General features: G+C 44.3%; 6 protein-coding genes. 3 read left to right on the top strand and 3 right to left on the bottom strand.

Annotated features, from left to right (window positions below; all coding sequences use genetic code 11):
- Positions 1–161 precede the first annotated feature (161 nt).
- The 3 genes from JGK39_RS33800 to JGK39_RS32810 are packed head-to-tail and all read left to right on the top strand — an operon-like array spanning position 162 to position 1,270.
- Positions 162–278 (top strand): S-layer homology domain-containing protein, encoded by a 117-nt coding sequence (locus tag JGK39_RS33800; RefSeq protein ID WP_366049572.1) that lies wholly within the window; start codon positions 162–164, stop codon positions 276–278.
- Positions 275–718 (top strand): S-layer homology domain-containing protein, encoded by a 444-nt coding sequence (locus tag JGK39_RS32815; protein ID WP_293262473.1) that lies wholly within the window; start codon positions 275–277, stop codon positions 716–718. Before JGK39_RS33800 ends, JGK39_RS32815 begins: the two co-directional genes overlap by 4 nt.
- Positions 719–745: 27 nt before the next feature.
- On the top strand, positions 746–1,270 hold the full coding sequence (locus JGK39_RS32810) for a hypothetical protein (protein WP_293298942.1): 525 nt from the start codon (positions 746–748) through the stop codon (positions 1,268–1,270).
- A 177-nt stretch (positions 1,271–1,447) separates the two neighbouring features.
- Here JGK39_RS32810 and JGK39_RS32805 read toward each other — a convergent pair whose 3' ends face one another.
- The 3 genes from JGK39_RS32805 to JGK39_RS32795 form a co-directional block, all read right to left on the bottom strand.
- Positions 1,448–1,972: a pentapeptide repeat-containing protein gene (locus JGK39_RS32805; RefSeq protein WP_293298939.1), complete on the bottom strand. Its 525-nt coding sequence runs from the start codon at positions 1,970–1,972 to the stop codon at positions 1,448–1,450.
- A 130-nt stretch (positions 1,973–2,102) separates the two neighbouring features.
- On the bottom strand, positions 2,103–3,449 hold the full coding sequence (locus JGK39_RS32800) for an LCP family protein (protein WP_293298936.1): 1,347 nt from the start codon (positions 3,447–3,449) through the stop codon (positions 2,103–2,105).
- 17 nt (positions 3,450–3,466) lie between these two features.
- On the bottom strand, positions 3,467–3,811 hold the full coding sequence (locus tag JGK39_RS32795; protein ID WP_293262461.1) for a DUF6717 family protein: 345 nt from the start codon (positions 3,809–3,811) through the stop codon (positions 3,467–3,469).
- Between the last annotated feature and the right edge of the window lie 323 nt (positions 3,812–4,134).

Here is a 4,134-nt window from a genome sequence, read left to right as displayed (position 1 = left end):
CCATTGTCGGATTGCACTTTAATGGTCTCTGGGATGTGATTGCTTTTGGCTTGCATATTCTGTTTTCAACGTTCTGTAAGGGTTTGGGATTTCTATCAGGTTTCTAGCAAATATCCGAAAACCGAATCATGTGCATAGTTAGATTGAAGCTGTAAAGCAGTATAGCAGGATTATATCAAGATTTCTCACAAAGAGGAATTATTAAAGGTTTTCCCGATCGCACTTTCCGCCCGGATGCACTGGTAACGCGGGCAGAATTCGCGGCAACGATCCGGTGAAAAAGGCGAAAACTCGCGCTGCTGTAGGTTTTGTCGATGTTCCGTCTAATTTTTGGGCGCGGGGGGCGATCGCCGAAGCTTATGAAATGGGATGGATGTCTGGCTATCCCGGCAATGTTTTCAGGCCATCACAGCAAATTCCTCGCGTTCAAGTTGTAGTCGCTTTAAATAACGGACTGGGCTATGAACCTACTTGCAATTTTCAAGATGTTCTCAGCTACTATAATGATGCGGGTGAAATTCAAAGTTATGCTGTCAAAAGCGTTGCTGCTGCTACTGAAAAACAGTTGGTTGTCAGCTATCCCAATCCTAAATCTCTCAAACCCAACCAGTCAGCCACGCGGGCTGAAGTAGCTGCTTTTATCTATCAAACATTAGTCAGTACCAATCAAGCAAGAGCAATTAATTCTCCTTACATTGCTAAGATTGATATTGGCTAAAGTGTTGCTGTGAAAATTCCTAGCGGGGTGACTATTCCTATCGAGTACGCAAAAGGCAAAATTTTGCTCGCCCCCAAGGACAAGTCTCCGATTACGCTGACTGTGGCTGCGGATATCGCAGGTAATAATGGCAAGGTTATGATACCCGAGGGCTCGAAAATTAGCGGCGAATTGCGATCGACTGCTGAGGGCGTTCAGTTTGTGGCGCAAGAATTGAGTATCATCAACGGTAGCAGAGTGCCTTTGAATGCTACTTCGCAGGTGATTACTCGGAAAGAAACTGTGACTAAGGGCGTGAATGTTGGTAATCTGATTAAGAACACGGCTTTGGGTGCAGCAGCGGCGGCGGCAATCGCAGGAGTTACGGGCGATCGGGCGATCGCAACTGAAGAGGTGCTCGGCGGTGCGGGAATCGGCACTTTGGTAGGAGTATTTTTGGGTAGAGATAAAGTTGATTTGTATGCAGTTAATCCCGACACCGATTTAGATTTGTTGTTGAATTCTGACTTGGTATTGGGTACTGCAAATACAGGCATTTGTAGCGCTCGGTAGAAGGAAGTTCGGCAGCGGATTTTGTAGCGGATGTAACGGATGTAACGGATGTAACGGATGTAACGGATGCAGGTTGAACTCAGAAACCGGGTTTCTTTGTAGATTTTTTGTTACTCAACCAAAAAACTCATAGAAACCCGGTTTCTCGCCCCTCATAATTTATCTAACTTTGAATTTCTACGGACATCCCAGACTTTCTCGCGTAGAAACTCCCGTCACGGGATTGACACCATCTGCTTTTTCGCACATCATTGTTACTTGATAAGCATCGATAATTGCGTCGGTAAAATCAGCGCCGGAAATGGCAGCATCAAAAAAACGACTTCGAGTCATAATTGCTTCGGTGAAATTAGCATTCGTCAAATTAGCGCCGTCGAATGTAATTCTATCGGCTAAAGCACCGGAGAGATTTGCGCCTGACAAGTTGGCCTTCCACAAAACTCCCTTAGTTAAAATCGCATTGGTTAAATCAGCGCCTTGAAAGTTGGTTCCCCGCATCTCGGCGGCGACGAATGTTCCCCCGGCTAAGTCTGAGTTGGAAAAATCGCGATCGGACAAATTAATATTTGTGTAATTAATATTGGCTTTCGGCAGCGCAAATGCCGGAGTAGCGCTCAGCAGCACCCATCCAAAGGCCAACACTACACTTAAAATTATGCTCAGGACTATTCGGAATATACTTTTCACAGATGTTGCACTCATGGTAATTAACTAATAACTAATGATATTATGTCCGAACATAACAACAACCATAAAATCGGTTTGTAGTGAGGACTTTAGTCCTCATAAAAATCAGAGGACTAAAGTCCTCACTACAAACATTTTTGACTAATTAAAATCGCTTGATCCAATCTTCGCCGACGCGAAGTGTCAAGTCAGATTCGATTTCACCAGTAGAAGATGCTTCTATTTTACCGTCGCCGATCGCTTTTTGCAGAAGATTCGCTGCTTCTAAATCGCCTTGCTGCACAATAATTTGACTTTGACGCTGTTTGTCGGGCCAATCCTTGACTACAGATACATTATCAAAGCCCTTTTTTCGGAGAAAGCTAGCGACGGTTTTGGCGGTTTTTGGGTTGCTAGAAGCGTTTTGGACGGCGATTTTGAGGTTGGCGGGCGAAACTGGCTGGCTGGGATTGCGAATTCGCTCTTGGGCAAAATCAGCGGCACCTTGCTTGAAATATTGGGTCATAATTCGATCGCGCCCAGCAGCATCTAAAATCCAATAACTCCTCAAATCCCCTTGCGATGAGCTAGAGCGTCCCGGTAACATCACCATTTTAAAATTATCTCGCTCCAATTGCAAACCAAAATTTGCGATCGTCAATATTTCCTCAAAATTTAGGTTTGTATCCACATATTTTTGCATCAATCGCACAATTTGCGGCAATCGCACCAATACTGATGGACTTGCGAGGCGGTTGCGAATAGCTTGAATTAAAGATTGCTGTCGCTGAATGCGCCCGATATCTCCCAAACCGTCGTTGCGAAATCGAGCCAATTGTTCTGCTTGTTCTCCGTTGAGAGTTTGCCATCCCTGTGCTAAATTTATACTTAACTTTTGCGCTCTATCTGTATAGGACATCGCCCGAGGTACAAATACCTCAACTCCGTCCAACAAATCGACTAATTCCCGAAACGCACCGCTGCTGACTCGCACGTATCTTTCAATTGTCGCATTGTTCGCGATAGTGCTCACCAATCGCGCCGCCAAAACTGCTCCTCCTCTAGCATTTGCTTCGTTAATTTTGCTGAAGCGAATTCCGGGAATTTCGACTTTTGTATCTCGCGGAATTGAAAGCAAACTAATAGATTTATCTCTAGGATCGAGGTGAAATAAGAGTATTGTATCGCTGCGGCCGTTAAAAATATTGCGGGAATTGGCGGCCGCTTTGGGCACGCGGTCAATCCCCAGAATCAATATATTAACAGGCCGCGACAGGCGGTATCCAGAGCGGTTGGATGTATAGTTAAAGCCTGTAGCGTCTAGGACTCTACTGATAATTGGCGGCTCCACGGGGGCTAACAGGGCGGTAATTGCCCCGATTGCTGCGGAGATGGCTGCTGTAAAAATTAGCACAAGTAGCCCCAATATACATAGTGCTAATTTGGGATTTTTTCTAGATTCGCGATCGACTGGTTTAACAAAGTTTCTTTTAAAGATTGACCAGTTTTTCATTTACTTGCTGTTGATTATTACATTTTTTCAGCTTTGCAGTAAAACTTGGGCCCTGCTTCAGGAAAGTATTTGAACAAAGCCGGACACAGCCAGCCTTCGAGATTTTTCGCTTCCCACCGATACCAGTTACCGCCGTATTCTGCTTTAAACCACACCATTTCTGCTTGATATCCGGGAAATGGATTGGCTGAAAATAAGAGTCGGAAACCTGTTTCGGCATTGGGAATGTCTGCGACGAGCACGTTAATCATTTCGGGGACGCCCTGAACAAATGGTTCTCGGACAAGTCCAGCTCGTTTGTCGTCAAAAACCCAGGTGTACTGTTCGCGATAAGGGAAAATTACCATCATGGCATTTGACATCGTATTCTCTTTTTTAAATTTCTGTTGTTTGGGCTGGGAAAATGCCTGTCTTGATACATTATATTCGGCGGCGCGGAAGTTGTGTAAAATCTGATTTTAGCGCGCTGTTTTAAGACCCATTAAAAAAAAATGCTACAATTCTTAATTTTATACAAAATATTAAAAGTCGCTGCTTTGCGCGCCGGACACTATTAGGTTCGTAGTAAGGACTTTAGTCCTGATTTTTGGTTCTTCCTTACTTGGTATGCTAAATCAATAGCTAAATCAGTCAAATAAATTGAAAAAGTATGTCACTTCGTCAGATCAAGTCCTTGTCAGGCTTG

This window comes from Microcoleus sp. PH2017_12_PCY_D_A (assembly GCF_020738565.1).
Lineage (GTDB): Bacteria > Cyanobacteriota > Cyanobacteriia > Cyanobacteriales > Microcoleaceae > Microcoleus.
The sequence above is the reverse complement of the archived record's forward strand: the minus strand, read 5'-3'. Positions and strand labels throughout refer to the sequence as shown.

What these genes read in the sequence shown, in the direction of transcription:
- JGK39_RS32805 (WP_293298939.1), bottom strand. Translation starts at nt 1,972, where the DNA reads ATGAGTGCAACATCTGTGAAAAGTATATTCCGAATAGTCCTGAGCATA.
- JGK39_RS32800 (WP_293298936.1), bottom strand. Translation starts at nt 3,449, where the DNA reads ATGAAAAACTGGTCAATCTTTAAAAGAAACTTTGTTAAACCAGTCGAT.
- JGK39_RS32795 (WP_293262461.1), bottom strand. Translation starts at nt 3,811, where the DNA reads ATGTCAAATGCCATGATGGTAATTTTCCCTTATCGCGAACAGTACACC.